This window comes from Natronosporangium hydrolyticum (assembly GCF_016925615.1).
GTDB lineage: Bacteria > Actinomycetota > Actinomycetes > Mycobacteriales > Micromonosporaceae > Natronosporangium > Natronosporangium hydrolyticum.
This window is the reverse complement of record NZ_CP070499.1, coordinates 983,184-1,010,084: the sequence shown is the minus strand read 5'-3', so window position 1 is coordinate 1,010,084 and position 26,901 is coordinate 983,184. Positions and strand designations below refer to the sequence as shown.

The following is a 26,901-nucleotide window of genomic DNA, read 5'->3' as shown; positions in this document are numbered from 1 at the left end:
GCGGCGGACGGCAGCGCGGGTCAGGCGGTGCCGGAGGTGCACCGTCCGCTCAGGATGGGGCCGGCTCGGCCGTAGGGAGCGCGGTCACCAAGGTCGCCAACGCGTCCGCGTCGAGCAGGTCCACGGGCCGCGCCGTATGGCCCTCGGCCACGTAGTGGAAGCCGGCCCGCACAGTGGTGATCGGCACGCCGGCCAGCTCGGCCCAGGCCAGCCGGTAGACCGCCAGCTGCACCGCCACCGCCCGGGTCGCCGCGGCGCTGCTCGGACGCCGGCCGGTCTTCCAGTCGATCACGTCGAATCCGCCGGCCACTCCGCCGTACTTCGGGGCGTCGGCGAAGACCGCGTCGATCCGGCCCCGCACCACCACCCCGCCGATCTCCGCGGCGAAGGGCACCTCGACCTGGGCAGGCACCCGGTCGGCCCATTCGCTGCCGAGAAACCGCTGCTGCAGCTCGGTCAGGGCCGCATCGCCGGCGGCGTCGGCGTCCGCGGCCCCGGGCAGCTCGTCGAGATCCAGCAGCTGGTCGCCCTGGAACCGCTGCTCCAGCCACATGTGGAACGCGGTCCCCCGCCGGGCGTACGGGTCGGGTCGGGCGGGCATCGGCCGGCGGAGCGTCCGCGCCAGCGCCGCCGGGTCAGCCGAGAGCGTCACCAGCTGCGAGACCGACAGCTGCGCCGGCAGCCGCACCGTCAACTCGCCACCCCGGCGCTGCCGCTCGGCGCGTTCGGCGAGCAGCAGCGTGACCCGCTGCCGCCAGTCATCGCCGACCGGGTCGACCTCGCCGGTCTGACCGTCATCGGTGCCCTCGGCCGCCGCCATCGCCGACCGCACCAGCTCCGCGGCCGCCGCCAGCGCTGGCCGCCGCGGCCCCAGCGGGTCCACCGGCCACGGCGCAGTAGCATCCAGCGCCGCAGTCGGATTGGCCGTCTGATCAGCCGGCGCCGGCGCCCAGCCGTCGACCACACCCGCGCCGGCCCGGCACTCGTCAGCGATGTCGAGCAGGAAGCCGGACGGCCCCCGCGGCTTCTTCACCCCGTCGCCCCACCAGTAGCCACTGGCGAGCAACTGCCGCCGCGCCCGGGTCACCGCCACGTACGCCAACCGGCGGTCCTCCCGCTCGTCGTACTCTCGCCACGCCTCCTCGAAGGACTTCCGGGCCGCCTCCACTGCCCGCTGGTCCTCGGCCCCGGCAACCGAGAAAGCGGGCAGGCTGTCGGCGTCACCGCGGAGCGGGAACGGCAGCACCCCGAACCCCTGCAGATAGTGGTCGGCACGCTTCGGCGGCGACGGCCACACCTGCTCGGTGAGGCCAGTTACCGCGACCACATCCCACTCCAGCCCCTTCGCCGCATGGGCGGTCAGGATCTGCACGGCGCCCTCGATCACCTCGACCTCGCCGGGCGCCAAACCTCGCTCCTCGTCCTCGGCCGCGGCTAGATAGGCGAGGAGCCCACCCAATGTGGCGCCCGGCGCCTCGGCGGCGAACTTCGCCGCCACCTCGCCGAAGGCGTCGAGGTGCCCCCGAGACAGGCCGGCGTCGCCGTCCCCGGCCGCGCTCGCCCGCACCGCGACCTCGACATCCAGGCCCATGGTGGCGACCACATCGGCGACCAGATCCGGGAGCGGCTGATCCAGTCGAGCCCGCAGCGCCGCCAGCTCCGCGGCGTACTCGACCAACCGCTGATAGCCGGGTACCGAGTAGCCGACCGGGTCGCCGAGGTCGGCTAGCGCCTCCGAAAGGGTGGCCTCGTCGAGCCGGTCCGGCACGATCTCCGGCTCGTCTGTCGACTCCGGACGGCGGGCCGCCGCGAGCGCCCGGGCCCGCCGGTGCAGCGCCACCAGGTCCCGCGGGCCGATCCGCCACCGGGCCCCGGTGAGCATCCGGACCAGCGCCGCCCCGTCCGCCGGGTCGGCGAGCACCCGAAGCGTGCACACCACGTCCCGGACCTCGGGAGTGTCCAGCAGCCCGCCGAGCCCCACCACCTCCACCGGCAAGCCGCGGGCCCGCAGCGCCGTCTCCACCGCCGGGATCTGATCCCGCCGCCGGACCAGCACCGCGCTGGTCGGCGGCTCGTCCCGCTGCCACGCCACCCAGATCCGGTTCGCCACCCACGCCGCTTCGTCCAGGTAGGTCTCGGCGAGATGGCACCGGATAGTTGCCCGCCCCACCGGGTCGGCCGGCCGGGGCGCGGCCGCGAGGGTGGCCACCCGGGCGCCGGCGGCGCGTAACGGGGCGGCCAGCCGGTTCGCCACCGCTAGGATCTCGGGCCGGTTGCGCCAACTTGTGGTGAGTTGCCGGACCGGAGTCGGGGCATCAGCGCCGGTGAAGAGCTCGGGAAACCGGTCAAGGGTGCCGGCGCTGGCCCCCCGCCACCCGTAGATGGACTGACAGGGGTCACCCACCGCGGTCACCGCGTGCCCCGCGCCGAACAGCGACCGCAGCAATACCACCTGGGCGTGGCTGGTGTCTTGGTACTCGTCGAGCAGCACCACCGGGAAGCGTTCCCGCTCCACCTGCCCCACCTCCGGGTGGTCCCGGGCCACCTGCGCCGCCCGGGCCAGCTGGTCGCCGTAGTCGAGCGCTTCCTCCTCCTGTTTGCGGCGCTCGTAGCCCCGAACCAGCGGCAGTAGCCGCAGCCGCACCTGGGCGCGGTCGAGCACCTCCTGGACGCCGGCGTAGACCCGGCCGGGAGCGGCGGTCACGGCGTCGCTGAACCGGCCGGTCCACCGGGCCACCTGGTCGGGGTGGGCGAGGTGCTCGGAGAGTTCAGCCGCGAGCGCCAACACGGCGTCGGTCACTGTCGACGGGGCGAAGGTGACCCCGGCCATGTCCCCGTCGTAGTTGCGGACCAACTCGTCGGCGAGTTGCCACCGGGCCGCCTCGGTCAGCAGCCGGGCCGCCGGCTCGTGCCCGGCACGTACCCCGTGCTCGGCGAGGATCCGCGCGGCGTACGAGTGATAGGTGGCGATGGTCGGCTCGCCGGCGCTGACGTACTGGTCGGCCGGCTCCCGGCCCAGCCGGCGCTGCAGCTGCCCCAGCCGGGTACGCACCCGGTGGGCCAGCTCGCCAGCGGCCTTGCGGGTGAAGGTCAGCCCAAGCACCTGCTCCGGCCGCACATAGTCGTTGGCGACCAGCCACACCACCCGGCCGGCCATGGTCTCGGTCTTGCCGGAGCCCGCCCCGGCGACTACCAGCAGCGGGCTCACCGGGGCCTGGATCACCGCCGCCTGCTCCGCCGTGGGCGGCGCCAGCCGCAGCAGCTCCGCCAGCTCGTACGGGGTGTAACGGGGGCCGGCGTCGTAGGCGGGCCGCGCTCGCCTGGTCACGGCTGCACCACCTGCCGTCCCTGCCCGGAGATCGGGCAGCTGGTCCGCACCGGGCAGGTGCGGCACCGGTTGTTGCGCACCGCGGTGAAGGTCGACCCGGCCATCACCGCCCCGGTACGCCGAACCAGCGCCCCCGCCCACTCCGGGTCACCGGCGTCGGCGAGGCCGGACTGTGCCTGCTCCCTGGCGTCCTTTGTGCCCGTCCCGAGCTGGACCAAGGTTGCCCCGCCGGGCTCGTCGCCGTGTTCTGCGAAGCCGCCGGCCGCCACCGCCGCCTGGTAGGCGCCGAGCTGCGGATGCTGCTCGATCTCCGGCCCGGCCGGCGCCTGCTTTCCGGTCTTCAGGTCCACCACCACCAGCCGGCCGGCCGGATCCAGCTCCAACCGGTCCACCCGACCGTTGAGCTCCACGTTGTCCAGCCGAACGGTGAACTCCTGCTCGATCGCGAGCAGCCGGCGGGGATTGCCGGCGACCCACCGGACCAACTTGTCGATCATCTGCTCGGCCCGGTCCCGCTCCGGCCCGGCGAGCCAGCGCGCCGCATGCTCGATCGCGTCGAACCGGGCACCCAGCCACGCCACCAGCTCCGCCCGATCCACTGTGGCCCGGTCGGCGAGCATCGCGGTAGCGTGCACCAGGTTCCCCACCCCTTGGGCGGCGCTGGGGGGCTCTCCCCCACCGTGCTTCTCCAGCAGCCAGCGCAGGCTGCACCGCAGCGCCGACTCGATCGCCGACGGCGAGACCCGGATCACGTCCCCGTCGCCGGCCAACGGCCGATCGTCCGAGAGCGCCGCCAACCCCCACCACTGGTCCGGGTCGGCGCCGGGGACCCCGGCCCGCGCCAACCTGGCCAGCTGCGCGGCGGCGGCCTGCCGGCGGGCCGCCGACTGCCCGGGGTCGGCCACCACACCCCGAAGCTCCGCCACCACGCCGGGCAGGGTCAGACCGAGGCCACGGCTCAACTCACCGGCGGCGACCCCGGCCACCGCCGGCGCCCCGGCGTCGTCCTGCTCGTCGAGCGGCAACGCGTCCGGGGCCAGTTCCCGCAAGAACCGGGAGGGTTCCTGGGCCAGCTCGTCGCCGCCCACCGAATCGGCCGCGACCGCGCTGGCGAGCACCGTCCGCCGCGCCCGGGTGACCGCCACGTGGAAGAGTCGCCGCTCCTCGGCCAGCAACGCCGAACTCTGCCCGGCGGTGCCGACCTCCCGGCCCGCGTGCAGGTCGACCAGCCGCTCCGCCCCCAGCAGGCTGCCGCGCAGCCGCAGATCCGGCCACACTCCTTCCTGCACCCCCGGCAGCGCCACCACCTCCCACTCCAGGCTCTTCGCCGCGTGAGCGGTGAGCAGCCGGACCGCCTCGCCCCGGTCCGCGCTCGGCGCCAGCGTGTCCGCCGGCAGCTCCTGACCCTGCAGATAGTCGAGGAACACCTCGATCCGGGCTCCCGGCAGCCGGTCGGCGAACCGGGCCGCAGCGTCGAAGAGCACCACGATCGCGTCCAGATCGCGGTCGGCAGCGGCCGCCCGGGCCGCCTCACCCCGGCCCTCACCCCGGCCCTCGCCGATGGCCTCGGCGCCGCCGCGGTGGCCGGTGGCGACCGCCTGCCAACGCTCGGCGAGGCCGCTCGCCCGCCACACGGCCCACAACACCGCTTCGGCGGTGGCGCCCGGCACGGCGGCCGCCTCGCGGGCGGTCGCCAACAGGCCGCTGACCGCCTTCGCCGGCGCCGCCCACCGGCGGTCGACCATCGCCAGCTCCGCCGGCTCCCGCAGCGCCTCCACCAGCAGCATCCCGGAAGGCCGTTGATCACCGGCAGAGCGGGCCAGCGCCCGCAGCCCTTGCCGCAGCCGCCGCTCAGTGAACGGGTCGGCGCCGCCCAGCGGCGAATGCAGCAGACTCACCGCCGCGGCCTCGTCCAGTCGGGCCGGATCGAGCGCGCAGCGCAGCAGCCGCAGCAATGGCGCGACCGCCGGCTGGCTCGGCAGCGGCAGGTCCTCGGCGTGGGTGACCACCGGTACGTCCGCCGCCCGCAGCGCCCGCCGGGCCCGCGCCAACTGGCCCCCCGCGCGCACCACCACTGCCATCGCCGACCAGGGCACCTGCTCCCGAAGGTGGATCTCCCGCAACCGGTGCGCCAGCCAACTGTGCTCGGTCGCCGGCGACCGGAACAGCCGCACCTCGACACTGCCCGGCGGTCTCCCCGCGGCCGCCGTCACCGACCGGTGCCGTGCCGGACCTCGTAGCCGGGTGGCCACCCGGGCGGCGGCGGCGCCCACCGCCGCCCCGCCGCGGTGGCCGTGGCGCAGCGTCAGCACCGGCGCGGGCGCCCCGGCCGGGGTGGGGAAGTCGTCGGGGAAGGTGCGCACCCCCGCCGGGTCGCCGCCGCGGAACCCGTAGATGGCGGAGTCCGGGTCGGCGAAGACCACCAGCGGCGCCCCACCCCCGGCCACCAGCGCCAGCAACTCCCGCTGCACCGGGTCGGTGTCGGCGTACTCGTCCACATAGACCGCCCGTAGCCGGGCCCGCTCGGCGGCGAGCAACTCCGGGTCAGCTTGCAGCAGCCGCACCGCCGCGGCGACCAGTTCGGCGTAGTCATACCCCACCGAGGCCCGGCTGGTCGCGTCGCGCAGCGCCAACACCGCTTCGTACTCGGCGCGAAACTCGGCGGCCGCCCGCCAGTCGTCCCGGCCCGCCTTCTCGCCGTAGGCGGCGAGCGTCGCCGCGTCGATGCCCCGCTCTGCCGCCCGCAGCAGCAGGTCCCGCAACTGCCGGGCGAACTCCCGGGTGGGCAGCGCCGCCCGCATCCGTTCCGGCCAGCGCGCCTCATCCCCGGCGAGCAGCTCGCGGATGACTGTGTCCTGCTCCGGCCCGGTGAGCAGCCGCGGTGGCGGTTCCCCCCGGCTCGCCGCGGCCCGCCGCAACAGGCCGAACGCGTACGCGTGGAAGGTGCGCACCAGCGGCTCCGGGACGGTGCCGGCCGCCTCGGTCAGGCGCCGCTCGATCCGGCGGCGCAGATCACCGGCGATCCGCCGGCCAAAGGTCAACACGAGCAGCCGCTGCGGGTCGACACCGCCGACCACCCGGGCCGTCACCGCCGAGACCAGGGTGGTGGTCTTGCCCGTACCGGGTCCGCCGACGACCAGCAGCGGCCCGTCGACGTGGGCCACGGCCGCAGCCTGCTCCGGGTCGGAAACGAAACCCTCCGGCCCCGCCGGCTCGACCGGCCGGACCAACCGGTACCCGCGCCTCTCCCGACTCACACGTGCCATCACACCACGCCAGTACGACGAGCTGACCCGCCCGGCCCGCGGGTATGGGCCAGCCACGCTCGGCAGCGGTGCCAACAGGTACGACCAGCCGACCACGGCAGCTATGGCCAAGTGACCACGGTAGCCATGGCTAGGTGACCACGGTAGCCATGGCTAGGTGACCACGAACCTAGCGGCCATCTGACCGTTGATCTTGATTATCGGCGACAATGACGTCATGTCGACCGATCGCCGCCTCCTCAGTCGCCACGCGGAAGAGCTGGTCACCGAGGCACTGGCCGATACCCGGGTAGTGCTCATCAACGGTGCTCGGCAAGCGGGCAAGAGCACACTCACCCGGTTGTCGACCGAAGCCACGATTCCCACCAGCGTTCGCATGCTGGATGACCCAGCAACACTGCTGTCTGCCCGCGATGATCCGACCGGCTTCGTGGATCACGACGGGCTCATGATCATCGACGAGATCCAGCTAGCGCCTGAGCTGTTGTCGCCGATCAAGCTGACCGTCGACCTCGACCCACGTCCTGGCCAGTTCCTACTGACCGGATCCTCCCGCGTGCTCTCACTCCGCCACCTCCCGGACACACTGCCCGGGCGGATGGAGATCATAGAACTGTGGCCGTTTTCGCAAGGCGAGCTGACGAGCACACCGGATCGTTTTGTGGACGCGGTCTTCCGACACGGCCCGGAACTCGAACACACCTCTGAATTGCGCCGCCGAGACTACCTTGAGCGGGTAACGATCGGAGGCTTCCCAGAGGCGGTAAGACGAACACCGCGGCGCCGCAGCGCATTCTTCGACTCGTACCTGGCTACTCTGATCGAACGCGATGTGCTGGAGCTCGCCAGCATCGAACGCCACGGCGAACTGCTCTCGCTGCTCGGGTTGCTGGCTGCGCACACCGGTGGACTACTCGTGCCCGCCGCGATCGCGGGCCAGTCTGGCATCCCACGCACCACGCTGAATCGTTACCTGGAGTTGCTCACCGCGGTTTTCCTGATCAAACGCATCCCGGCCTGGTCGCCGAACCACGCCCGACGGATCGTGGGTACTCCCAAGTTAGCCTTTGTGGACTCCGGTATCGCGTGCCACCTGCTTGGGCAGGACGCCCATCGGCTAGGGGAGCCGGGTGGCGCCGCTGGCCCGATACTGGAGAGCTTCGTACAAATGGAGTTAGCTAGACAACTAACCTGGTCGCAGCAGCGGGGCAGGCTCTACCACTACCGGACCAAGGAGCAACGCGAGGTCGACGCGGTGATCGAGTCTCCGGACGGCAGAGTGGTCGGGATCGAGGTCAAAGCTGGCGCGACCGTACGTGCTGAGGACCTCGCAGGCCTGCGCGACCTCGCCCGACAGGCGGGCGACCGATTCGTAGCCGGCATTGTGCTCTACACCGGAGGGCAGACGCTCCCTTACGGAGATCGACTGCGCGCCCTGCCGATGGACGCGCTCTGGCGGCTCGAGCCCTGAGCAACGAGCCCTCGCGGAGCTGCCCCGGTCACAGCCCGGAGTCGGCGGCCTGGATGTGCGCGATCGCGTCGGCCACGTCGTCGGTGACGTGGATCAGGTCCAGATCCGACGGTTTGATCTTGCCGTCGGCGCTCAACGTGTCCCGCAGCCAGTCCAACAACCCCTGCCAGTACGCCGAGCCCATCATCACCACCGGAAACTGGGTGACCTTGCGAGTCTGCACCAGAGTCAGCGACTCGAACAGCTCATCCAGGGTGCCGAAGCCTCCCGGCAGCACCACGAACGCGCGAGCGTACTTGACGAACATCGTCTTCCGGGCGAAGAAGTACCGGAAGTCGATCCCGATCTCACACCAGTCGTTGAGCTTCTGCTCGAACGGCAGCTCGATGCCGAGCCCGACCGACAGGCCACCCGCCTCGGCGGCGCCGCGGTTCGCCGCCGACATCACCCCCGGCCCGCCGCCGGTGATCACCGCGTACCCGGCCTCCGCCAGTCCGGCGCCGACCCGCCACGCCAGGTCGCACTCGGGGCTGTCGGGCTCGCTGCGGGCGGAGCCGAAGACGCTGACCGCCGCAGGCAGCTCGGCCAGGGTGTCGAACCCCTCGACGAACTCGGAGAGGATCCGCAGCGCCCGCCACGCGTCCTTGGTCTTCCAGTCGGCCCGGGCCCGGGAATCGAGCAGGCGTTGGTCCTCAGTGAGCCGGGGCACCGCGTCGCCGCGGAGGGTCACCGCCCCCCGGTGCCGCTCCGGCCCGGCCAGCCCGTGCCCGTCCTCCTCGTACGCCATGACGCTCCACCCCATCCAATGCCGCCGAAAAAATCGCCGCGAGACGCAACCCACCGGACCGTCTCCCGCGTCTTACCTAACACATACGCGGTATGTGGTGGGCCACCGGGAGGTACGACATGATGAGCGTTCACGACCTGGCCCGCGTGCGTCGGCAGTCGCGGCGGCGAATCCGGCTCCTGCTGGCGCAGCGGCGGGCCGCGGCCGCCAACGACGCCCCGCACCCGGTGAGCGCACCCCCGGCCCCACCGGGTGCGTCAGCTCGCAGTCTCCTCCCCGGCGAGCCAGCGCCGGAGCACTGACGCGCCCTCGCTGATCTTCGCGATCTCCACCCGTTCGTCCCGGGCGTGGGCCAGGTTGGGATCTCCCGGCCCGAAGTTCAGCGCCGGGATGCCGAGTTCGGCGAACCGGGCGACATCGGTCCAGCCCAGTTTCGCGTTCGGCGGTGACCCGACCGCCCGCAGAAACTCCACCGCCGGCGCCGCGGTCAACCCGGGCAGCGCCCCTGGGGCGGCGTCGACCACCGTCACCTCGAACCCGTCGAAGACCTCCCGGACATGATCGGAGGCGGCCGCCACTGACTGGTCGGGGGCGAACCGGTAGTTCACCTCCACCCGACACTCGTCGGGAATCACATTGCCGGCGACCCCACCGTTGATCCGAACCGCGTTGAGCCCTTCCCGGAACTCGCAGCCATCGATCGTCACCCGGCGGGGCTGGTAGTCGCCCAGCCGGGCCAGCACCTCACCGGCGGCGTGGATCGCGTTCTCGCCGCGCCACGAACGCGCCGAGTGGGCACGAACGCCGCGGGTGGTCACCATCGCCCGCAGCGTGCCCTGGCACCCCGCCTCCACCAGCCCGTACGTCGGTTCCAGCAACATCGCGAAGTCGGCGGCGAGCCACTCCGGATGCGCCTGGGACACCAGAAACAGCCCGTTGCGCTCCGACTCCACCTCCTCGGCCTCGTAGAAGAGGTAGGTCACGTCGTACCGGGGGGCCGGCACCGTCATCGCCAGCTGCAGCGCCAGCGCCACTCCGGACTTCATATCCGAGGTACCGCAGCCGTGGATCACCCCGTCGGCGACCCGGGCCGGCAGGTTGTCGGCGACCGGCACCGTGTCCAAGTGCCCGGCGAGCACCACCCGCTGCGCCCTGCCCAACTCGGTGCGGGCCATCACGTTGTGCCGGTAGCGGTCGACCGTCAGATGCCCGGCGCTCCGCAACGCCGACGCCACCGCGTCGGCGATCGTCTCCTCGTCGCCGGAGACCGACTCGATGTCGACCAGCGCCCGGGTCAACGCCACCGGATCGGCTAGCACGGGCGGGGTCAGCGCTTCGCTCATGACCAGAAACGGTAGCGTCTGCCGGTATGAGCTTCTCCACCTCACCGGCGTGGGGCGCCGGCCTCGCGACCATCACCAACGACGACACCGTCCTTGACGTGTGGTTCCCGGCCGGCTCGCTCGGGCTGGGCGCCGCCACCACCGGCGGGATGGCGGTGCTCGTCGACGACGCCGGCCTCGCCACGATGGTCGGGCCACGGGTGCTGCCGGGCGTGCGCACCGAAGTGGTGGAGGTCCACCTCTCGTCGCTGGCCGACCCGCCGAAGGACGCCGCCGACGCGTACCTGCGGTTGCATCTGCTCTCGCACCGGCTGGTGCGGCCACACCAGGCCAACCTGGAAGGCATCTTCGGGCTGCTCGCCACGGTGGCCTGGACCTCGGCCGGCCCCTGCCCCACCGACCGGGTGACCGAGCTGCGGTTGCTGGAGCGCGGCAACAGCCGCCAGCTGGCGGTGTACGGGGTGGACAAGTTCCCCCGGATGACCGACTACGTGGTGCCGGAGGGGGTCCGGATCGGCGACGCCGACCGGGTCCGGCTCGGCGCCCACCTGGCGACCGGCAGCACGGTGATGCACGAGGGGTTCGTCAACTTCAACGCCGGCACCCTCGGCGCCTCCATGGTGGAGGGCAGGATCTCGGCCGGGGTGGTGGTCGGGGACGGCTCCGACGTGGGTGGCGGCGCCTCGATCATGGGGACGCTCTCCGGCGGCGGCACCGAGGTGATCAGCATCGGTGAGCGGTGCCTGATCGGCGCGAACGCCGGCATCGGCATCTCGCTCGGCGACGACTGCGTGGTTGAGGCGGGCTGCTACATCACCGCGGGCTCCAAGGTGACGCTGCCGGACGGCGGGATCGTCCGGGCCCGCGAGCTATCCGGCACCTCCAACCTGATGTTGTGGCGCAACTCCGTCACCGGCGCGCTAGAGGCCCGCAGCCGCACCGGGTCCGGCATCCTGCTCAACCCGGCGCTCCACTCCCACAACTGACCGCTGACGCGTTGATCATGGGGTTTGGCACCTGATCTGGCGCTGATCATGGACCCTAGGTCCATGATCAGCGCGGGGGTGCGGGGCGGCGCGGGGTGAGGTGCACGATCAAGTCGGCGCGGTGCCGGGTGCCGGCGATCAGCTCCGCGTTGCGTTGGTCACTACCGCGCGCGCGATCTGCCGCCTCCGCCAGACTCCGCCCGTACGCCTGGTGCCGGGCGGTCAGCCGGCCCACCCGCGTCGCCTCGTCGCGCTCGATGAACCACACCTCGTCCAGCAGCTCCCGCACCGCTTGCCAGACCCCCTCGGCCAGCAGCAGGTAGTTGCCCTCGGTCACCACCAACGGCAGCTCCGGCGGCACCGGGATCGCGCCGGCGACCGGGTCTTCCCGGGACCGGTCGAACCGCGGGGCGTAGACCGGCTCCGGCGCCGGGTCACGCAGCCGGCTGAGCAGCTGGACGAAGCCGGCCGCGTCGAAGGTGTCGGGCGCGCCTTTCCGCAGATGCCGGCCGAGCCGGTGCAGCTCGGCGTCGGCCAGATGGAAGCCGTCCATCGGCACCAGGACCGCGGCCGGGGCCAACTCCGCCACCAGCAGCTCGGCCACTGTCGACTTACCAGCACCGGGCGCGCCGGCCAACCCCAGCAGCCGCCGGCCGCCCTGCCCAGCCAGTCGCCGGGCGCGCGCCCACAACGGCTCCAGGTGGTCTTCTGGCAGCTCCAGCCGCTCGGGCATGGCTCAGCCGGTGAGCCGGGAGACCGCGGCCGCGACCCGCTCATCGCTGGCGGTCAGCGCCACCCGCACATGGTGATCGCCACCGGGCCCGTAGAACTCACCCGGACTCACCAGGATCCCCCGCTCGGCGAACCACGCCACCGTCTGCCAGCAGGGCTCCTGCCGGGTGATCCAGAGGTAGAGGCCGGCCTCGGAGTGCTCGACGGTGAACCCGGCCTTGACCAGCGCGGGGCGGAGCAGCGCCCGGCGGGTCGCGTACCGCTCCCGCTGCGCCCGCGCGTGCTGCTCGTCGGCCAACGCCGCCACCATCGCCGCCTGCACCGGCGCCGGCACGATCGCCCCGCTGTGCTTGCGCACCTCCCACAACTGGCCCACCAGCTCCGGATCTCCGGCGATGAAACCCGCCCGGTAGCCGGCGAGATTCGACCGTTTGGACAGCGAATGCACCGACAGCACCCGGTCGTACCGGCCGTCGCACGCGGCCAGCACCGAGATCGGGTCGCCCTCCCAGCCCAGCGTCAGGTAACACTCGTCACTCGCGAGCACCGCGCCTCGCTCCCGCGCCCAGGCGACCAGCTTGCGCAGATGCGCCATGGGCAGCACCCGCCCGGTCGGGTTGGCGGGCGAGTTCACCCAGACCAGCCGGGTACGCGACGACGGGCCCACCGCGGTCAGCGAATCGCTGCGGACCACCGAAGCGCCGGCCAGCAGCGCCCCGACCTCATAGGTCGGGTAGCTGATCGACGGCACCACGACCGTGTCGCCGGGGCCCAGCCCGAGCTGTGCGGGGAGCGCTGCGACCAGCTCCTTCGAGCCGATCGTCGGCAACACCGCCAGCTGCTCCGGGGAGACCCCGCAGCGGGTGGCGACCCACTCGGTGATCGCCTCCCGCAGCCGGGCCGTCCCGGCCACCGTCGGATAGCCAGGCGAGTCCGCGGCGGCGCACAGGGCGGCCCGCACCGGCTCGGGCACCGGATCCACCGGTGTCCCGACCGAAAGGTCCACCACGCCGTCCGGGTGGGCCGCTGCCTGCTCCTTCGCCGGGCGCAGCCGGTCCCAGGGAAAGTCGGGCAACGCGGCGGCGCGGCGCGGCCGGTCGGCGGCGCCGCGCTCCGCTGGCGACACGGCCGTCAGTGGTCGGACTGCTGGGGCGGCTGGGCGGCGACGAACGCCGCGTCCTTGTCGAGCTTGCCGACCTTCGCGGCGCCACCGGGCGAGCCGAGGTCCTCAAAGAACTCGTAGTTCGCCGCGGTGTACTCCTTCCACTGCTCCGGCACGTCGTCCTCGTAGAAGATCGCCTCTACGGGGCAGACCGGCTCGCAGGCGCCGCAGTCGACGCACTCGTCCGGATGGATGTAGAGCATCCGGTTGCCCTCGTAGATGCAGTCGACCGGGCACTCCTCGATACATGCCTTGTCGAGCAGATCAACGCACGGTTCGGCGATGATGTACGTCACTGGTCGTCCTTTCAGACGTGCCTAAGCCGCGATCGCCCGCGGCACCACCCAGCCTAATATCTCCGGTAGGAGGTGGTCGACGGTGCTCGGACCGCATGATCTGGGGCACCGGGTGGTCGTGCGCCGCATCGTGGGCGAGCGGGCCGGCCGGCCGGTGCTCAGCGACGCACTCGGCACGTTGACCGACATAACCGACACCTCGCTAAGCGTCGCCACGGACACCGCTGAGCTGCACATCGACCGCCGGGCGGTGGTCGCGGCGAAACGGATCCCGCCCCGGCCCCCACGCCGTTCGCCGCGTCGGCCCCCGGAGGTTTAACCGCGGCCAGCAGTGGGCACTGACTTTGACGCCATTTGCCGACCCCCCGTGGAGGTGGCGCATGATTCGCGTACCCGACTCAGACAATCTTGGGCGGACCCGTGACGACGTCACGGCCGCGGTAGAGCAGCTCTTCTCCGCCGCCGAGCACGGCGCCAAGCAGGTCGGGCGGACATCGCGGCGCAGTGGCCAGGTCGCGCGGCGACGGGTGACCGACGCCGGCCGGGCACTGCGCGGCGAGCCGCCGGTAGACCGCTGGCGGTGGCTGGGCACCGGGCTCGCCCTCGGCGCAGTCGCTGGCGCCGCGGTGGCGACCCTGCTGGCTCGCCGGGAGACCCGGGAGGCGATCCTGCCGGAACAGGTGCAGGCCACCGCCGCCTCGCTCCGGGAGCGGGCCAACGGCACCGCGGAGACCGTCCGCGAGCGGGCCGGGGCCGCCGCCGAGGACGCGGCGAACGCCACCCGCGAGGCGGCGGCGAAGGTCCGGGACGAAGCGACGAAGGTCCGCGACGAGGTCAACAAGCATCGTCCCACCAAAGACGCCAAGTCATCCGGCCAGGACACCTGAGACCACATAACCGGAGTCACCTCACGGTAGGCGGCCAGTCATGCCAGGGACTGGCCGCCTACCCCTGTGCGCTGACTACCTCAAGGTATGACCGCTCCATGTATGGCCGGGGCCTACCCCGGAAAGCGCGAAACCGCCGGCCACAGGGTGGCCGGCGGTTCGCTTGGGTGGAGGTGCCGGGAATCGAACCCGGGTCCTCCGCCGCATTACCAGGGCTTCTCCGAGCGCAGCTCGCTACGTCTCTGCTCGGCCCCATCGATCACGCGAGCGAGTCGATGTGACGGGCCCAGTCGCTGATTAATCTCGCGTCACAGACCCCGCGACCGGGTCTGGTCTGCCAGCCTTCTCACTGATGCCGGCTGCTGGGACGAAGGCGCTCCCAGACCGACAGACTAGCTACTCGCTCAGGCGGCGAGAGCGTAGTCAGCGCGCTTATTGTCGGCGCTTGTGGTTTCCGACGGCCGTTTTAACGAGCGGGCGTCGGCTTCCTCGGCTCGCTTCCCCTGGCGCAACGTACGAAGTCGAAACCTGTCACCCCCTCGGGATTGCGACCAGCTGTCGCACCCTCAGCATAACGCCGCGCCGCCCGCCCGGCATTCCAGTATCTCGCTCGTCCGCCCAGCCCGCTCATCCGCAGGCCTGCCCGTCGATCTGGCAACCGGTCGGATCCCGGGCACCGATCAGGCCCAGCACCGGAGCTCGCAGGTGGAACTCGAAGACCTGACTCTCGCCCGGCCCCAGACCGGCCGGGGCGGTGAAGATCGCCTCGTCTCCCACCCGGGCATACTCCGCGCCTGTGATGTTCACCACGTCCTGGACGCCGACCTGCATGGTTACCGTCCACTCCGCCGCCGAAGAGCCGGAGTTGTTGACCGTCACCGCCACCGCCCGGCCACCGAGCAGCGGCAAGCCCGCGGTGCTCATTGTCGCGTCGAAGACCGCCGGCTCCTCCGGCGGCGACCCGTCCGGGGGTGACCCATCCGGTGGTGACCCATCCGGCGGCGGCCCGGCGGACGGGGTGACCGGCGGTGCCGAACTCCCACCACCGGGCGGGGCGGCGGGAAAGTCCGCCGACCCGGTGACCGAGACCGGACCCCCACCGGGGTCAGGCAGCTCACCCGTCGGCGCCGCCGACACCGACCCGGCCGGGACTCCGTCCCCGGGCCGGGCACCGGTCGCCACCGGCACCGTGCCGGGCTGGAGCGCCATCCCCGGCTCCGGTGGCCCGTCGAGCGGCCCGTCTCCGACCGGCGGCGGCCCCTCGGACCCGTCCAATGGATACACCATCGCCGCGAAGACCACCGCGGCCGCCAGCGCCGCCGCCCCGCCGATCGCGAGGCTGCGCAGCCAAGCCGTAGCGGCGACCGGTCCGTCGACCGAGCCGGCGGGCCGGGGCGCTTTCGCCGCCCGGGTGTGGCCGGAGCCCGCCGGGCGCGCCGATGGCGCCGGAGCCGCGACCGGCCCAGGAAGCTGCCCGGCAGCCGGCTTAGTCTGCGCCAGCCCAGCCCGCGCCAGCCCAGTCCGCACCGGCCCAGCCCCGCTGAGCCCGGCCAGGTCCGGCGCAGCCCGACCCGGCCGGTTCGCCCGCACATCCCGCGTACTGGTCGCCTCCCAGGCGGTAATCGCCGCGTTCGCCCGCAACCGACGCCGCCGGGTCTCCGCGGCGGCGACCGGCGACGGCGGCCGAAGCAGCGGCGCGCCGGCCGCTGCCGAACCGGCCGCTGTCGACTCCCCGGCGGCCATCCGGCCCAGTAGCTCCGGGAGGCGCCGCGCAAACAGCTCCGCATAGGTGGTTCGGAGCGCGGCGATCCGCAACGCCGCCGGTGCGCCGATGAAGCCGCTCTGCACCAGCACCAGCCGGCACGCGTCGCCGGAAGGGAGCAGCTGCCAACTCACCCGGGTGTGGAGCTTCTCTGCCTGCCACCGCATCACCAACTCGTCCGGGGCGGCGACGGTCACCACCTCCCCGGTGATCGGGCCGAGAAAGCCCGGCCGGGTCCCCGGATCCAGCTCGAACTCGCTGCCCTCGCGGGGTGCCAGGTCGGTGGCCATGAACCATTGGCCGAGCAGCCACGGCTCGGTCAGCGCCCGCCACACCCGCTGCCGGGGGTGCGCGAGATCGAAGTGGAGCCGCAGCTCGGCCATTGCGCGAATATATGTCGGATGACGGCGTGACGCATCACGACTGTCTGCTATCGGGGTGACCGCGTGGGTCGCCCCGATAGGTCGGATTGGGCTACTCCTTGCCCTTGGCGCGTCTACCCACCGCTCGGGCGATCTCTCGGTCGGCGTCCCGGCGCGCTAAGTCCTGCCGCTTGTCGTAGGAGCGCTTCCCCCGTACCAGCGCCAGCTCCACCTTGGCCCAGCCATTTGCGAAGTAGAGGGTCAGCGGCACCATGGTGATACCCGGATCCCGCAACTTGCCGACCATCCGGTTGATCTCCCCGCGGTGAAGCAGCAGCTTCCGGGTCCGCCGCGGAGCATGATTGGTCCACGTGCCCATCGAATACTCCGGAATGTGCAGCTGGTGCAGCCAGATCTCGCCGTTCGACTCTTGCGCGAAGGCGTCCACCAGCGAAGCGCGGCCGGCCCGCAACGATTTCACCTCGGTGCCGGTGAGCGCGATCCCCGCCTCGTACGTGTCGAGAATGGCGTAGTCGTGTCGAGCCTTCCGATTCGACGCGACCAGCTTGCGCTCTGGTTCCCGTGCCACCGCCAGCCATCCTCTCGTACGACGCGACCGGCCATGTTACCTCGGGTCCGGCCCGGACGGTGGCGATTTCCGGACCGGACCCGGGGGGGCTACTTCCGGAGGTAGAAGCGCAAGGTGAGCCAGCCGGTAATCGCGCTCACCAACGCTCCGACCCCGGCCAGCGCCGGCAAGGTCAGGATCACGTTGCGCCAGGGCACCGGCGTAAGCAGATCGGCCAATGGTGAAAGCGGCCCGTCGATCAGGAAAGCCTTACCGGCGGCCAGCGCACCGAAGGCCAGGATCGCACCGAGTAGGCCGGCGACCATCGCCTCCAACACGAACGGCGTCTGGATGAACCAGTTCGGCGCTCCGACCAGTTTCATCACCGACACTTCGCGGCGTTTGCTATACGCCGCGACTTGAATCACGTTCGCCACCAGCATCATCGCCGCCGCCGCCATCACCGCCGCGCCGACCAGCGCCATGGTCTGCACCGCCGTCAGCACCGAGAAGATCTCGCTGACGAGCTCTTCCTGGTCGACGATCTCGCTGATCCCCGGCACCGCGCTGTAACGGGCGTCGATCTCCTGGAAGCGCTCCGGGTCGGTCAGCCGAACCCGGAACGACTCCGGTAGCGACTCTGGCCCCACTGCCTCGATCAGGTCCGGCTGGTCGGCGAAGAGCGCCCGGAACTGCTCGTACGCCTCTTCCTGGGTTTCGTAGAAGTAGTCGGCGACCAACGGATCGGTCGCGAGCGTCTGCTCCAGCTCGGTTCGTTCCTCGTCCGACACCTCGGGGCTCAGGAAGATCGAGACCTGGATCTGGTCGTAGTAGAGGTCCTTGATCTTGTCGACCTGGAGGAACAACAGACCACTGGCGCCGAGCATGGTCAGAGAGACCGCCATGGTGATGATCATCGCCACCGTCATGGTGACGTTCCGCCACAGCCCGAGCGCCGCCTCAGTAAAGACGTACTTCGCGCGCATCTAGCCGTACACTCCTCGCGGCTGGTCCCGAACGATGCGACCGCTCTCGATCTCAACGACCCGGCGACGCATCTGGTTGACGATGTTGGAGTCGTGGGTGACCATCACCACAGTCGTGCCGGTCCGGTTGATCCGGTCCAGCAGTCGCATGATCTCGATCGAGGTGTCGGGGTCGAGGTTCCCGGTCGGCTCGTCCGCCAGCAGCACCAGTGGCCGGTTCACGAACGCCCGGGCCACCGCGACCCGCTGCTGTTCACCACCGGAGAGTTCGTGCGGGTAGCGGTGCTCCTTACCGCCGAGCCCGACCAGCTCCAGCACCTCCGGCACCACCCGCCGGGCGACCGACTGCGACCTCCCGATCACCTCGAGCGCGAAGGCGACGTTCTCGTACGCGGTCCGGTTGGGCAGCAGCCGGAAGTCTTGGAACACGCACCCGATCGACCGGCGGAAAGTGGGAATCCGCCAGGACCGCATCGATCCGACATCGCGGTTGTTGACCACCACCCGCCCCTTAGTCGGGGTGATCTCCCGCAGCAATAGTTTGATGATCGTGGACTTACCCGAGCCGGAGGGCCCGATAAAGAACACGAAGTCACCCTTGTCGATGGCGACGTCCACGTTGTCCAGGGAGGGCCGCGCCGCCTTCGGATAGGTCTTGGTCACACGCTCAAGGCGAATCACGGGAGGAGAGTCTACGCACACCCGCGCCCGGACCATAGCCCCGGCGTAGGGCGTGGGCCCCGGTACTGCTACCGGGGCCCCGCCGCCACCCCATATCGTCCGATTTGCCCAGCCGGCAGCGACTCGGCGTCAGCTTGCACTCGCGGTGAGCTGCTGCTGCCGACGCCACCGGATACCGGCCTCGATGAACGAGTCGATGTCGCCGTCGAAGACCGCGGTCGGGTTGCCGGTCTCAAACTCGGTCCGAAGGTCCTTCACCATCTGGTACGGGTGGAGGACGTACGAACGCATCTGATCCCCCCAGGAGCCGGCAGCGTCGGTCCGTAGCTCCTTCATCGCTGCCTGCTCCTCGGCCCGCTTACGCTCCAGCAACCGGGCCTGCAGCACCCGCATCGCCGCCGCCCGGTTCTGCAGCTGCGACTTCTCGTTCTGGCAGCTGACCACGATCCCGGTCGGCAGATGCGTGATCCGCACCGCCGAATCGGTGGTGTTGACGCTCTGCCCACCCGGCCCCGAGGAACGGAAGACATCGATCCGCAGCTCGGTCTCCGGGATCTCGATCCGGTCGGTCTGCTCGACCACCGGCAACACCTCGACGCCGGCGAAGCTGGTCTGGCGCCGCCCCTGGTTGTCGAAGGGGCTGATCCGCACCAACCGGTGGGTGCCCGACTCGATGCTCAGGGTGCCGTAGGCGTACGGCGCCTTGACCGCGAACGTGGCCGATTTCAGCCCCGCCTCCTCCGCGTACGACGTGTCGTAGACCTCAGTGGCGAAGCCCCGCCGCTCCGCCCACCGCAGATACATCCGCAGCAGCATCTCGGCGAAGTCGGCCGCGTCGACCCCACCGGCGCCGGCCCTGATCGCCACCAATGCTTCCCGCTCGTCGTACTCACCGGAGAGCAGCGTCCGCGTCTCCAACGCCTCGATCGCCCTGGTCAAGGCGCCGATCTCCGCTTCCACCTCAGCCAACGACCCGGCATCCTGCTCGGCGTCGGCCAACTCCAGCAACACCTTGGCGTCGTCCACCTGTCGGCGGAGCCCTTCCAGCCGAGAAATCTCCCCGTTCACGTGTGACAGTCGGGAGGTCACCTGCTGCGCGTTGGCCTGGTCGTCCCACAAACCCGGGGCCGCCGCCTCACGCTCGAGCGCGGCGCGCTGTGACCGCAGCTCCGTCAGATCGAGCACCGCCTCGATGCCCTGCAAGGTGGTGTCGAGGCGCTGGAGCTGGTCGGAAAAGTCAACTGCGTTCACGCCGACCAACCCTACCCGTGATAGTCGGTGAGCACGCTGACCCGCCGCCTCGGTGACCCGTCCGCTGACCTACTTCGCGGGGACGTTCTTGAGCCAGGCGAGCGCCGCCTTGTGATACCCGATCGCGAATTCGAGCGCGGTCGCGCCGTACTCGTCGCCCTCCTTCTTGGCCTCCTTCGCTTGGTCGCGACTCCGCGCCAGCTCCTGGTTGTGGTATTCGACCGCGGACTCCTGCAGTTTGCGAAGCTGCGCCGACGACTGCTTGTCACCGAAGGCGACCTTCAGCGCCACCGAGTTGCGCAAGGTGTCACGGCCCGGATCTTCGGTCAGCCACCGGACGAAAGCTCGCTTACCCGCCGGGGTGATCGAATACGGTTGGCTGGAGCGCGGACCCGGCTTGCCGAGTTTCACGTAACCGAGCTCCGCCAAAGCTGGCAGCTCCCGGTAGACCTGGCTACGGGTCATCGACCAGTAGCGCCCGAGTCGCTCCTCCGCCGTGGCCATCAACTGGCCACCAGTCATCTGCCCATCGTGCAACAGACCGAGCAGGGCTGCTGCCGTTGCGTTAATTCCAGTCTGAGCCATGCTTCATACGTTGCCACGCTTTCGGCGAGCTGTCCACTATTTCCGGGAATTTTCTCCACAGTAGCCCCTCTACAGTGAACCGTCTGGCGCCGACTGTCCCCGACAGAAACGGAATCGTCACCCAGCGCCGACTTTTGGGCACAGACCACCGAGGGCACCGGCCCATTCTCCGGCACCCTCAACCCGCCCCGCGGCTCCCGCCACAAGCGCGCGACAGAACCGCCCCGGCCTCACCCCGAATCCGACATCTGACCCACCCGCCACAGTGGCTACCCCCGACTCGCCCATTCCGCACACTCAATCGACCCGCCTGCCGAACCTCGGCAGGCGGCCCGCGATCCGCCGAATCGGAGGTTTCCCCACCCTGTGCTAATTGTTGCATATAGGGCATATTGTGCGGCGCCGGTCCAGGATGGCGCCGGCGTGTCGCCGAAGCCCGGCCCGGCGCCCCCGCGCAGGCCGGGCATTAGGGTGGCACCGTGGCCGCCACCTTCGCCGACTGGCTATGCTCGCGCTCCCCGGCGCAGCTCACCACCCTCCTGACCCACCGGCCAGAGGGTTCCCTGCCGCCGGCGCCAACTAACCTCCTGGAGCTCGCCGACCGCCTCGCCCACCCCAGCACTGTCGCCGCCGCGCTCCGCCGCCTCCCAACACCGGCCATTCAGGTCGTCGAGGTCCTGCAGCTGCTGGAGCCCGACGGAGGCGACCCCGCCGCGCTCGCCGACTGGCTCGGGCGCCCAACCGACGACGCCGACCTCGCCGCGGCCCTCGATCGGCTCGCCGACGCCGGGCTGGCGTGGTTCGACCCGGGCGCCGGCGTACTCCGGATGGTCGAACCCTGCTATCGCGCCTTCTCCGCCCCGCTCGGTCTCGGTCTGCCCGCGGCGACGCTGCTCACCCGCTACCCGGTCGAGCAACTCCGCCCCATCGCCCGCGCGCTGGGCCTACCCGCGAGCGGCCGGGCCAAGCAGCTGGTCACCAGTATCAGCACCGCCCTCGCCGACCCTGGCCAGATCCAGCGAATCCTCGACAACGCCGAACCGGCGGTCCGCGCGGAGCTGCTCCGACTCGACCAGGCCGGCCCCGAACCAAGCCACGCCCACGGCTGGTACACCAGCCCACGATTGGCTTCGGAGCTGGTGTGGGCTGCCCAGCACGGCCTGGTACTAACCGACCCGTGGGGGAGCCACCAATTACCCCGCGAGGTAGGCCTCGCGCTACGCGGACCAGACTGGCGCGCGCCATTCTCCCCGCACCACCCCACGGTGCCACTGAGCACAGTCGCGCCCGAAATCGTCAGCAACGAGGCCGGCGCCGTCAGCGGCATCGCCCTGCAATCGCTCGACGCGGTACTCGACACGGTGGCCGAGACACCCCCAGTGATGCTCAAATCCGGCGGCGTCGGCGTCAAAGAACTCCGCCGGCTCGCCAAGGCCACACAACTCACCACACCGGTGGTACGCCTGTGGCTGGAGGTGGCCTACGAAGCCGAACTGCTCACCGTCGTACCGGACCGCAGCGGGGGCGGCGAGTTACTTCCCAGCGCCCGCTACGACCAGTGGGCCGACCATGCGCCGGCCGACCGGCTCGCCGCGCTGCTGCCGGCGTGGCTGGCGCTACCGGCCAGCCCGATGCTCGACCCCGACGTGATCGGAGAGAAGCCGCCCCCGGCGCTGATCCGCGACCACCGCGGCCCGGTCGCCGCGCTCGCCCGGCACCTCCTCCTGACCTTCCTGGGAACCCTCCCATCCGGACAGGCGGTCCGCGATCCGCAGGCGCTGACCGAACCGGTCCGATGGCTGGCACCGCTGCGGCTTCCCCCCGACCCGATGACCACGGAGCTGATCGCCGCCGCCTGGCGGGAAGCCAGCCACCTCGGCGCGGTCGCCCACGGTGCGGCCACTGTGCTCGTGGCACCGCTCCACGCCGGTTCGCCCGCCGAGCTGGCCGACGCGTACCGCGAGCTACTTCCCCCGACCAGCACCGAAGCGGTCTTCCAAGCTGACCTGACCGCAGTGGTACCCGGCGTACCCGACCCGGAGCTGGCCCGGTTGCTCGACGACGCAGCCGACCGCGAATCCGGCGGCGGCGCGACCACCTGGCGATTCACCGCCGGATCGGTACGCCGGGCGCTCGACACCGGACACCAGCCGGCCCTGCTGCTGGACCAGCTGACCGGCCGCGCGGTCGGCAACGCCCTGCCACAACCCCTGACCTATCTCGTGCACGACATCGCCCGCCGCCACGGCAAGATCCGGGTACGGGAGGCCAGCAGCGTACTCCGAGTCGAAGACGAGGCCCTCGCCGCCGAACTCGCCGGGGCGAAGGCGCTCAAAGCCCTCCGGTTGACGACGATCGCGCCCGGCGTACTCACCGCCGCCGCCCCGCCCGCCGAGGTGCTCGCCGCGCTGCGCACCGCGGGCTACGCCCCGGTCGGTGAGTCCGCCGATGGGGTACCCCAGTTCGGTCGGCCCCCGCAGCGGCGCGCGCCCGAGCCACGCCGGGGGCAACCGCCGCACCCGTTGCCGGGACCCCGGGAACCAGAGTCGCCGGAGTCGCTCGCCCGCCGGCTGCTGGCCGCGCCGCTGCCCACCAGCGCCCCACGACCACGGTCACCGGGGGCCAGCGCGGCGCGCGGCCGGCGGCCGGACCTCTCGTCGCGGCTGGCGAGCGCCGCCAACCACCTGACCAAGGCCGAACGGCGACTGCTAGAGACGGCGCTGACCACCGGTGACCCGGTAACCATCAGCTACACCGACGCCCAGGGTCGGACTAGCATGCGCGTCATCGACAGCGCCGAGCTGGACGGCGGGCACCTGTTCGCGTGGTGCCACCTTCGCGAAGACGAGCGGATGTTCGCCCTCGCCCGGATCGAGGCCGTCGAGCCTGCCCCCTACGGACTCTTCGAGGACGCTGACAGTGACTAGTGACCTGGCTCCCCATCCGGACCATCGCCGCCCCCACCGCACCGCGGTCACGCTCGCCGACGGCCGAGAACTCTACTACTACGACGATGCGGACAGCCCGCTGCCGGCGGGTCGAGACCGGGCCGACGCCCGAACCCTGCCCCCGCCGCCGCCCGCCTCACAGCTGCGCTACGACCCGCTGCTGGCGGAGTGGGTCGCGGTCGCCGCCCACCGGCAGAGCCGCACCTTCCTACCGCCCGCCGACCAATGTCCACTATGCCCATCATCGGCCGAGCGGCGCAGCGAGATACCGGCCGCCGACTACCAGGTGGCGGTCTTCGAGAACCGGTTTCCCGCCTTCTCGGGCCGACTGTCCGATCCCGGGCCGGCGCCGACCCCGTACAGCCCGGTCGCCGCCGGCGCCGGGCGGTGTGAGGTGGTCTGCTTCACCGCCGAGCACGACACCAGCTTCGCCGCGCTCACCCCGCGGCGAGTGGAGACCGTCCTGGCCGCACTGGCCGACCGCACCGCGGCGTTGTCGGCCGACCCGGCGGTGGCGCAGGTCTTCTGCTTCGAGAACCGCGGCGTCGAGATCGGCGTGACGCTGCACCACCCGCACGGCCAGATCTACGCCTATCCAGTGCTGCCGCCGCGTGCCGAACGGATGCTCGACACCGCCCGCCGCCACGCGGAACAGACCGGCGGACGCAACCTGTACGCCGATGTACTCGCCGCCGAACGCGCCGCCGGAGTCCGGGTGGTGGCGGAGAATCCGCACTGGGTCGCCTACGTTCCCGCCGCCGCCCGCTGGCCCTACGAGGTCCACTTGGCGCCCACCCGCCAGGTGCCGGACCTGCCGGCGCTCACCGAGCCGGAGCTGGCCGCGCTCGCACCGCTCTATCTCGACCTGCTCCGCCGGTTCGACAACCTCTTCGACGGCGCACCGGCCCCCTACATCGCCGCCTGGCACCAGGCCCCGGTCCACCAGGACCGGCAGCTGGGCTACCTGCATCTACAGGTGTTCACCATCCGGCGGGCGCCGGGGAAGCTGAAGTATCTCGCCGGCTCCGAGTCGGCGATGGGCATGTTCATCAACGACATCGCGCCGGAGGACGCCGCCGCGGCGCTCCGCGCGGCGACCGGGGTCACCAACCCGGATCAAAGATGATCGAGCCACCCCGCGGCGCCGCGGTCCCCGAGACCGGGAACGGCACCCGGGTCTCGAAGCTGCCGCCCAACCCCCGCACCCCGGCGACCACCGCCACCCCGTCCTCGGCGCTCTGCACCAGCAGCACCGTCTCCTGGTGCTGCTCGACCGGCTCCACCGTGATCCGGGGGTAGCTCTCGATCCGCCACTGCACGTCCTCCGCCGCGGCGAGAACCGCATACCCGAACGGGCACCCCGGCGGCACTAGCTCGGTGCGCTCGGCGCACTCGTCGAGCAGCGCCGAGATCCGCTGCTCGACCTCGTCCCGGACCTCCGACCGGACCACCAACGGCACCCGTACCTCGGTCGTGCGCTGCGGATGGACGGTGGCCGCCACCGACCGCTCCTGCCACAGCGACTCACCGGCCGGGACCGCCACTTCATACCCGCCGGGTAACGCCGGCAACACCGCGGGCCCGTGCGGCTCGTGCGCCGCCACCGGGTGCCCGTTGACGGTCACCTCGTCGGGCGCCTCCGTCAACGTCAGTGTGCCGATCGCGTCCACCACCAACCAGCGGGGCAGCAGCCGGTCGGCCGGGCCGTCGTCGCGACGCAGCCGCATCGACACCTCATGCTCCCGGCCATCGAGCCGGTAGCTCACCTCCGCCACCGCGGACCGGTCCTCGACCGTGGTGTCGTGGACGGTCCACTGCTCCGGCGGTTGATAGCCGTCGGCCAGCACCTGGTCGTTGATCGCGTCGGCGGCCACCGGATCGGCGATCTCCGGGGCGACCAGATCGTGCACCGCCTCGGCATCCCGGTCCGCCAACGCCTGGAAGAAGGCGCGCACCGCCGCCGCCGGCGGCGAGATCGCCGCCCGCACCGCGAACCCCGCGAGCAGCAGCACCGCCACCGCCGCCGCCGCGCCGACCACCAGCCACCATCGGCGCGAGGCCGGCCGGTAGTCAACGAAGACACTGCCCGGATCCGGGCCGGCGACCGCCATCAGCCGACCCCAGCCGCCGGGGTTGCCGCCGACTCCGCCGCCGCGCCGTCCGCCGGATCGGACGCCGGATCGGGCGCCGTCAACGGGTAATGACCGTGTGGATCCTCCAGCTTCTCCAGCCGGAGCTCGTTCGGCGGGTGCACGGCGCAGACCGCCCGCGTCCACCCGTTCCGGCCCACCTCGAAGGAGCCCCGAAGCTGCTCCAGGACGCACCGTAGCCCGTCCCGGTAGCCCGCCAGCACCGCCCCCTGGTCGGCCCGGTACTCGGCGCGGCGGAGGTCGGCCGCCTGGGCCGGGATCACCACCAGCCGAACCGTCAACAACACCGGCCAGAAAATCAACCACAGCAGCGCGACCGCGAACGCATGGTTAAGGCGTTCAGTGACCCAACCGACCCCGGCGTAGACCAGGTAAAGCGGCAACGCGACCCCCCGGATGAAGACCGCCGAGATCGGATCACCGTTGCGCCAGTGGACCAGCTCGTGGCAGAGGACGCCAGCGAGCACCTCGCGCTCGTACCCGAACTCCTCAAGCAACCCGCGGGTGACCACGATGTGCCGGGCGTAAGCGGCCGCGCTCGGCTCCTCGTCGTCCTCGATCAAGATCGGCGGATGGTTCGCCAGGCCCAGCCGATGAGTACACTCTTGCAGCGCCGGCAGTAGTAGCTCCCGCTCCCGGCGACTGAGTCGCCGGGCCCCGGTCCGGCGCAGGATGAGCGACTCGAACCCGACCCGGTAGAGCGTGTAGACCACGCCGACCAGCAGCCCGGTGACTACCGCCCCGAGCGCCCAGCCCACTCCGGACAGTGGGTCCCCGGCGAAGGCGAGCACCCAGAACAGCAGCAGACCACCGACGAATCCGAGTATCAGCCCCAACAACACCCCGACGAGTCCACCCAAGACACCGCCGGAGGCCGGGAGGAAGGCGTCGACCGCCGCACCCAGCACCGGCAGGTCGCTGACGAACGCTGGGGCCTGCCCGTAACTGAACAGGAAGCCACCGAAGAAGCCGGTGATGCCCAGTACCACCGCGCAGACCGCGCTCATTATCATCGCGAACGGCACATAGAACCAGGTGCCGAACAGCGCGCCGAGAATGCCTAACCGGCTGCGCCCCATCCCTACCCGCAGCCAGGTGACGACGCTCGGGAAGTAACGGGGCCGGCCACCGACGCTGGGCGCGGCGCTGCCGGCAGTCGGCTGGGCCGGGCCGGCCATGGTCACCGGTGGGTGTGCCGCCGGTGGCACGAACCCTGCCCGTTGCTCCGGGACCGGCGGTCGGGGCGTCGACCGGTCGCTGTCCACCTGACCTCCGCGGGGGTGACGGATGCGGGACGTTCGGCCACAGTCTACTGATCGGTCACCGATCCAGACAGCCGATCATGGACCT

Annotated in this window: 21 protein-coding genes and 1 other RNA gene; 6 read left to right on the top strand and 16 right to left on the bottom strand. The window is 71.5% G+C overall.

Annotated features, from left to right (window positions below; translation table 11 throughout):
• Positions 1–49: 49 nt before the first annotated feature.
• Together JQS43_RS04710 and JQS43_RS04705 are read right to left on the bottom strand one after the other, a co-directional pair.
• Positions 50–3,328 (bottom strand): ATP-dependent helicase, encoded by a 3,279-nt coding sequence (locus JQS43_RS04710; protein WP_239677830.1) that lies wholly within the window; start codon positions 3,326–3,328, stop codon positions 50–52.
• On the bottom strand, positions 3,325–6,594 hold the full coding sequence (locus JQS43_RS04705) for an ATP-dependent helicase (protein WP_239677829.1): 3,270 nt from the start codon (positions 6,592–6,594) through the stop codon (positions 3,325–3,327). Before JQS43_RS04705 ends, JQS43_RS04710 begins: the two co-directional genes overlap by 4 nt.
• A gap of 217 nt (positions 6,595–6,811) precedes the next feature.
• On the opposite strand from JQS43_RS04705, the gene JQS43_RS04700 reads away from it, so the two are divergent.
• A complete protein-coding gene (locus JQS43_RS04700; protein WP_239677828.1) occupies positions 6,812–8,065 on the top strand; it encodes an ATP-binding protein in 1,254 nt (417 codons plus the stop codon).
• A 28-nt stretch (positions 8,066–8,093) separates the two neighbouring features.
• Here the strand turns inward: JQS43_RS04700 and JQS43_RS04695 are convergent, their stop codons facing one another.
• Both JQS43_RS04695 and dapE read right to left on the bottom strand, forming a co-directional pair.
• Entirely contained in the window at positions 8,094–8,852 is a 759-nt protein-coding gene (locus tag JQS43_RS04695; protein WP_239677827.1) for an LOG family protein, read from the bottom strand.
• Between the two features lie 257 nt (positions 8,853–9,109).
• A complete protein-coding gene (gene dapE / locus JQS43_RS04690; RefSeq protein ID WP_239677826.1) occupies positions 9,110–10,195 on the bottom strand; it encodes a succinyl-diaminopimelate desuccinylase in 1,086 nt (361 codons plus the stop codon).
• A 26-nt stretch (positions 10,196–10,221) separates the two neighbouring features.
• On the opposite strand from dapE, the gene dapD reads away from it, so the two are divergent.
• The gene (gene dapD, locus JQS43_RS04685) at positions 10,222–11,181 is read left to right on the top strand and encodes a 2,3,4,5-tetrahydropyridine-2,6-dicarboxylate N-succinyltransferase (RefSeq protein WP_239677825.1); all 960 of its coding nucleotides are present in this window, start codon (positions 10,222–10,224) and stop codon (positions 11,179–11,181) included.
• A gap of 67 nt (positions 11,182–11,248) precedes the next feature.
• Here dapD and JQS43_RS04680 read toward each other — a convergent pair whose 3' ends face one another.
• The 3 genes from JQS43_RS04680 to fdxA are packed head-to-tail and all read right to left on the bottom strand — an operon-like array spanning position 11,249 to position 13,371.
• A complete protein-coding gene (locus JQS43_RS04680; RefSeq protein ID WP_239677824.1) occupies positions 11,249–11,914 on the bottom strand; it encodes a nucleoside/nucleotide kinase family protein in 666 nt (221 codons plus the stop codon).
• Between the two features lie 3 nt (positions 11,915–11,917).
• Positions 11,918–13,039, bottom strand: coding sequence for a succinyldiaminopimelate transaminase (gene dapC, locus JQS43_RS04675; protein WP_275581020.1), 1,122 nt, complete (start codon positions 13,037–13,039; stop codon positions 11,918–11,920).
• Positions 13,040–13,044: 5 nt separating this feature from the next.
• Positions 13,045–13,371 (bottom strand): ferredoxin, encoded by a 327-nt coding sequence (gene fdxA, locus JQS43_RS04670; RefSeq protein WP_239677823.1) that lies wholly within the window; start codon positions 13,369–13,371, stop codon positions 13,045–13,047.
• Between the two features lie 82 nt (positions 13,372–13,453).
• Between fdxA and JQS43_RS04665 the strand changes: the two genes are divergently transcribed.
• Together JQS43_RS04665 and JQS43_RS04660 are read left to right on the top strand one after the other, a co-directional pair.
• Positions 13,454–13,690, top strand: a complete 237-nt coding sequence (locus JQS43_RS04665) for a hypothetical protein (protein ID WP_239677822.1) — start codon at positions 13,454–13,456, stop codon at positions 13,688–13,690.
• A gap of 61 nt (positions 13,691–13,751) precedes the next feature.
• The gene (locus JQS43_RS04660) at positions 13,752–14,258 is read left to right on the top strand and encodes a hypothetical protein (protein WP_239677821.1); all 507 of its coding nucleotides are present in this window, start codon (positions 13,752–13,754) and stop codon (positions 14,256–14,258) included.
• 165 nt (positions 14,259–14,423) lie between these two features.
• On the opposite strand, the gene ssrA is transcribed toward JQS43_RS04660, so the two are convergent.
• The 7 genes from ssrA to JQS43_RS04625 all read right to left on the bottom strand — a co-directional run bounded on the left by ssrA (position 14,424) and on the right by JQS43_RS04625 (position 20,453).
• Positions 14,424–14,797, bottom strand: a transfer-messenger RNA (tmRNA) gene (ssrA, locus tag JQS43_RS04655).
• A gap of 88 nt (positions 14,798–14,885) precedes the next feature.
• Entirely contained in the window at positions 14,886–16,403 is a 1,518-nt protein-coding gene (locus JQS43_RS04650) for an SRPBCC family protein (RefSeq protein ID WP_239677820.1), read from the bottom strand.
• Positions 16,404–16,494: 91 nt separating this feature from the next.
• Positions 16,495–16,971: an SsrA-binding protein SmpB gene (gene smpB, locus JQS43_RS04645; RefSeq protein ID WP_239677819.1), complete on the bottom strand. Its 477-nt coding sequence runs from the start codon at positions 16,969–16,971 to the stop codon at positions 16,495–16,497.
• 89 nt (positions 16,972–17,060) lie between these two features.
• Positions 17,061–17,936, bottom strand: a complete 876-nt coding sequence (gene ftsX / locus JQS43_RS04640; protein WP_239677818.1) for a permease-like cell division protein FtsX — start codon at positions 17,934–17,936, stop codon at positions 17,061–17,063.
• A complete protein-coding gene (gene ftsE / locus JQS43_RS04635; RefSeq protein WP_239677817.1) occupies positions 17,937–18,617 on the bottom strand; it encodes a cell division ATP-binding protein FtsE in 681 nt (226 codons plus the stop codon).
• A 129-nt stretch (positions 18,618–18,746) separates the two neighbouring features.
• Positions 18,747–19,868 (bottom strand): peptide chain release factor 2, encoded by a 1,122-nt coding sequence (gene prfB, locus JQS43_RS04630; protein ID WP_239677816.1) that lies wholly within the window; start codon positions 19,866–19,868, stop codon positions 18,747–18,749.
• A gap of 69 nt (positions 19,869–19,937) precedes the next feature.
• Positions 19,938–20,453, bottom strand: a complete 516-nt coding sequence (locus tag JQS43_RS04625; RefSeq protein ID WP_239677815.1) for a PadR family transcriptional regulator — start codon at positions 20,451–20,453, stop codon at positions 19,938–19,940.
• A 479-nt stretch (positions 20,454–20,932) separates the two neighbouring features.
• On the opposite strand from JQS43_RS04625, the gene JQS43_RS04620 reads away from it, so the two are divergent.
• Positions 20,933–23,380 carry a helicase-associated domain-containing protein gene (locus tag JQS43_RS04620; RefSeq protein ID WP_239677814.1) on the top strand — a complete coding sequence of 816 codons (2,448 nt, stop codon included), beginning with the start codon at positions 20,933–20,935 and terminating at the stop codon, positions 23,378–23,380.
• Entirely contained in the window at positions 23,373–24,527 is a 1,155-nt protein-coding gene (galT, locus tag JQS43_RS04615; protein ID WP_239677813.1) for a galactose-1-phosphate uridylyltransferase, read from the top strand. The genes JQS43_RS04620 and galT overlap by 8 nt, the downstream gene beginning before the upstream one ends.
• On the opposite strand, the gene JQS43_RS04610 is transcribed toward galT, so the two are convergent.
• Positions 24,505–25,512: a hypothetical protein gene (locus JQS43_RS04610; protein ID WP_239677812.1), complete on the bottom strand. Its 1,008-nt coding sequence runs from the start codon at positions 25,510–25,512 to the stop codon at positions 24,505–24,507. The genes galT and JQS43_RS04610 overlap by 23 nt on opposite strands.
• A complete protein-coding gene (locus tag JQS43_RS04605; RefSeq protein ID WP_239677811.1) occupies positions 25,512–26,816 on the bottom strand; it encodes a M48 family metalloprotease in 1,305 nt (434 codons plus the stop codon). The genes JQS43_RS04610 and JQS43_RS04605 overlap by 1 nt, the downstream gene beginning before the upstream one ends.
• Positions 26,817–26,901 lie beyond the last annotated feature (85 nt).

Bases quoted from the DNA above. Each gene is read 5' to 3' on its own strand.
- dapD (WP_239677825.1), top strand. From the start codon at position 10,222: ATGAGCTTCTCCACCTCACCGGCGTGGGGCGCCGGCCTCGCGACCATC.
- JQS43_RS04650 (WP_239677820.1), bottom strand. From the start codon at position 16,403: ATGGCCGAGCTGCGGCTCCACTTCGATCTCGCGCACCCCCGGCAGCGG.
- ftsX (WP_239677818.1), bottom strand. From the start codon at position 17,936: ATGCGCGCGAAGTACGTCTTTACTGAGGCGGCGCTCGGGCTGTGGCGG.
- JQS43_RS04625 (WP_239677815.1), bottom strand. From the start codon at position 20,453: ATGGCTCAGACTGGAATTAACGCAACGGCAGCAGCCCTGCTCGGTCTG.
- dapE (WP_239677826.1), bottom strand. From the start codon at position 10,195: ATGAGCGAAGCGCTGACCCCGCCCGTGCTAGCCGATCCGGTGGCGTTG.
- JQS43_RS04660 (WP_239677821.1), top strand. From the start codon at position 13,752: ATGATTCGCGTACCCGACTCAGACAATCTTGGGCGGACCCGTGACGAC.
- JQS43_RS04705 (WP_239677829.1), bottom strand. From the start codon at position 6,594: ATGGCACGTGTGAGTCGGGAGAGGCGCGGGTACCGGTTGGTCCGGCCG.
- JQS43_RS04700 (WP_239677828.1), top strand. From the start codon at position 6,812: ATGTCGACCGATCGCCGCCTCCTCAGTCGCCACGCGGAAGAGCTGGTC.
- JQS43_RS04680 (WP_239677824.1), bottom strand. From the start codon at position 11,914: ATGCCCGAGCGGCTGGAGCTGCCAGAAGACCACCTGGAGCCGTTGTGG.
- JQS43_RS04695 (WP_239677827.1), bottom strand. From the start codon at position 8,852: ATGGCGTACGAGGAGGACGGGCACGGGCTGGCCGGGCCGGAGCGGCAC.
- JQS43_RS04610 (WP_239677812.1), bottom strand. From the start codon at position 25,512: ATGGCGGTCGCCGGCCCGGATCCGGGCAGTGTCTTCGTTGACTACCGG.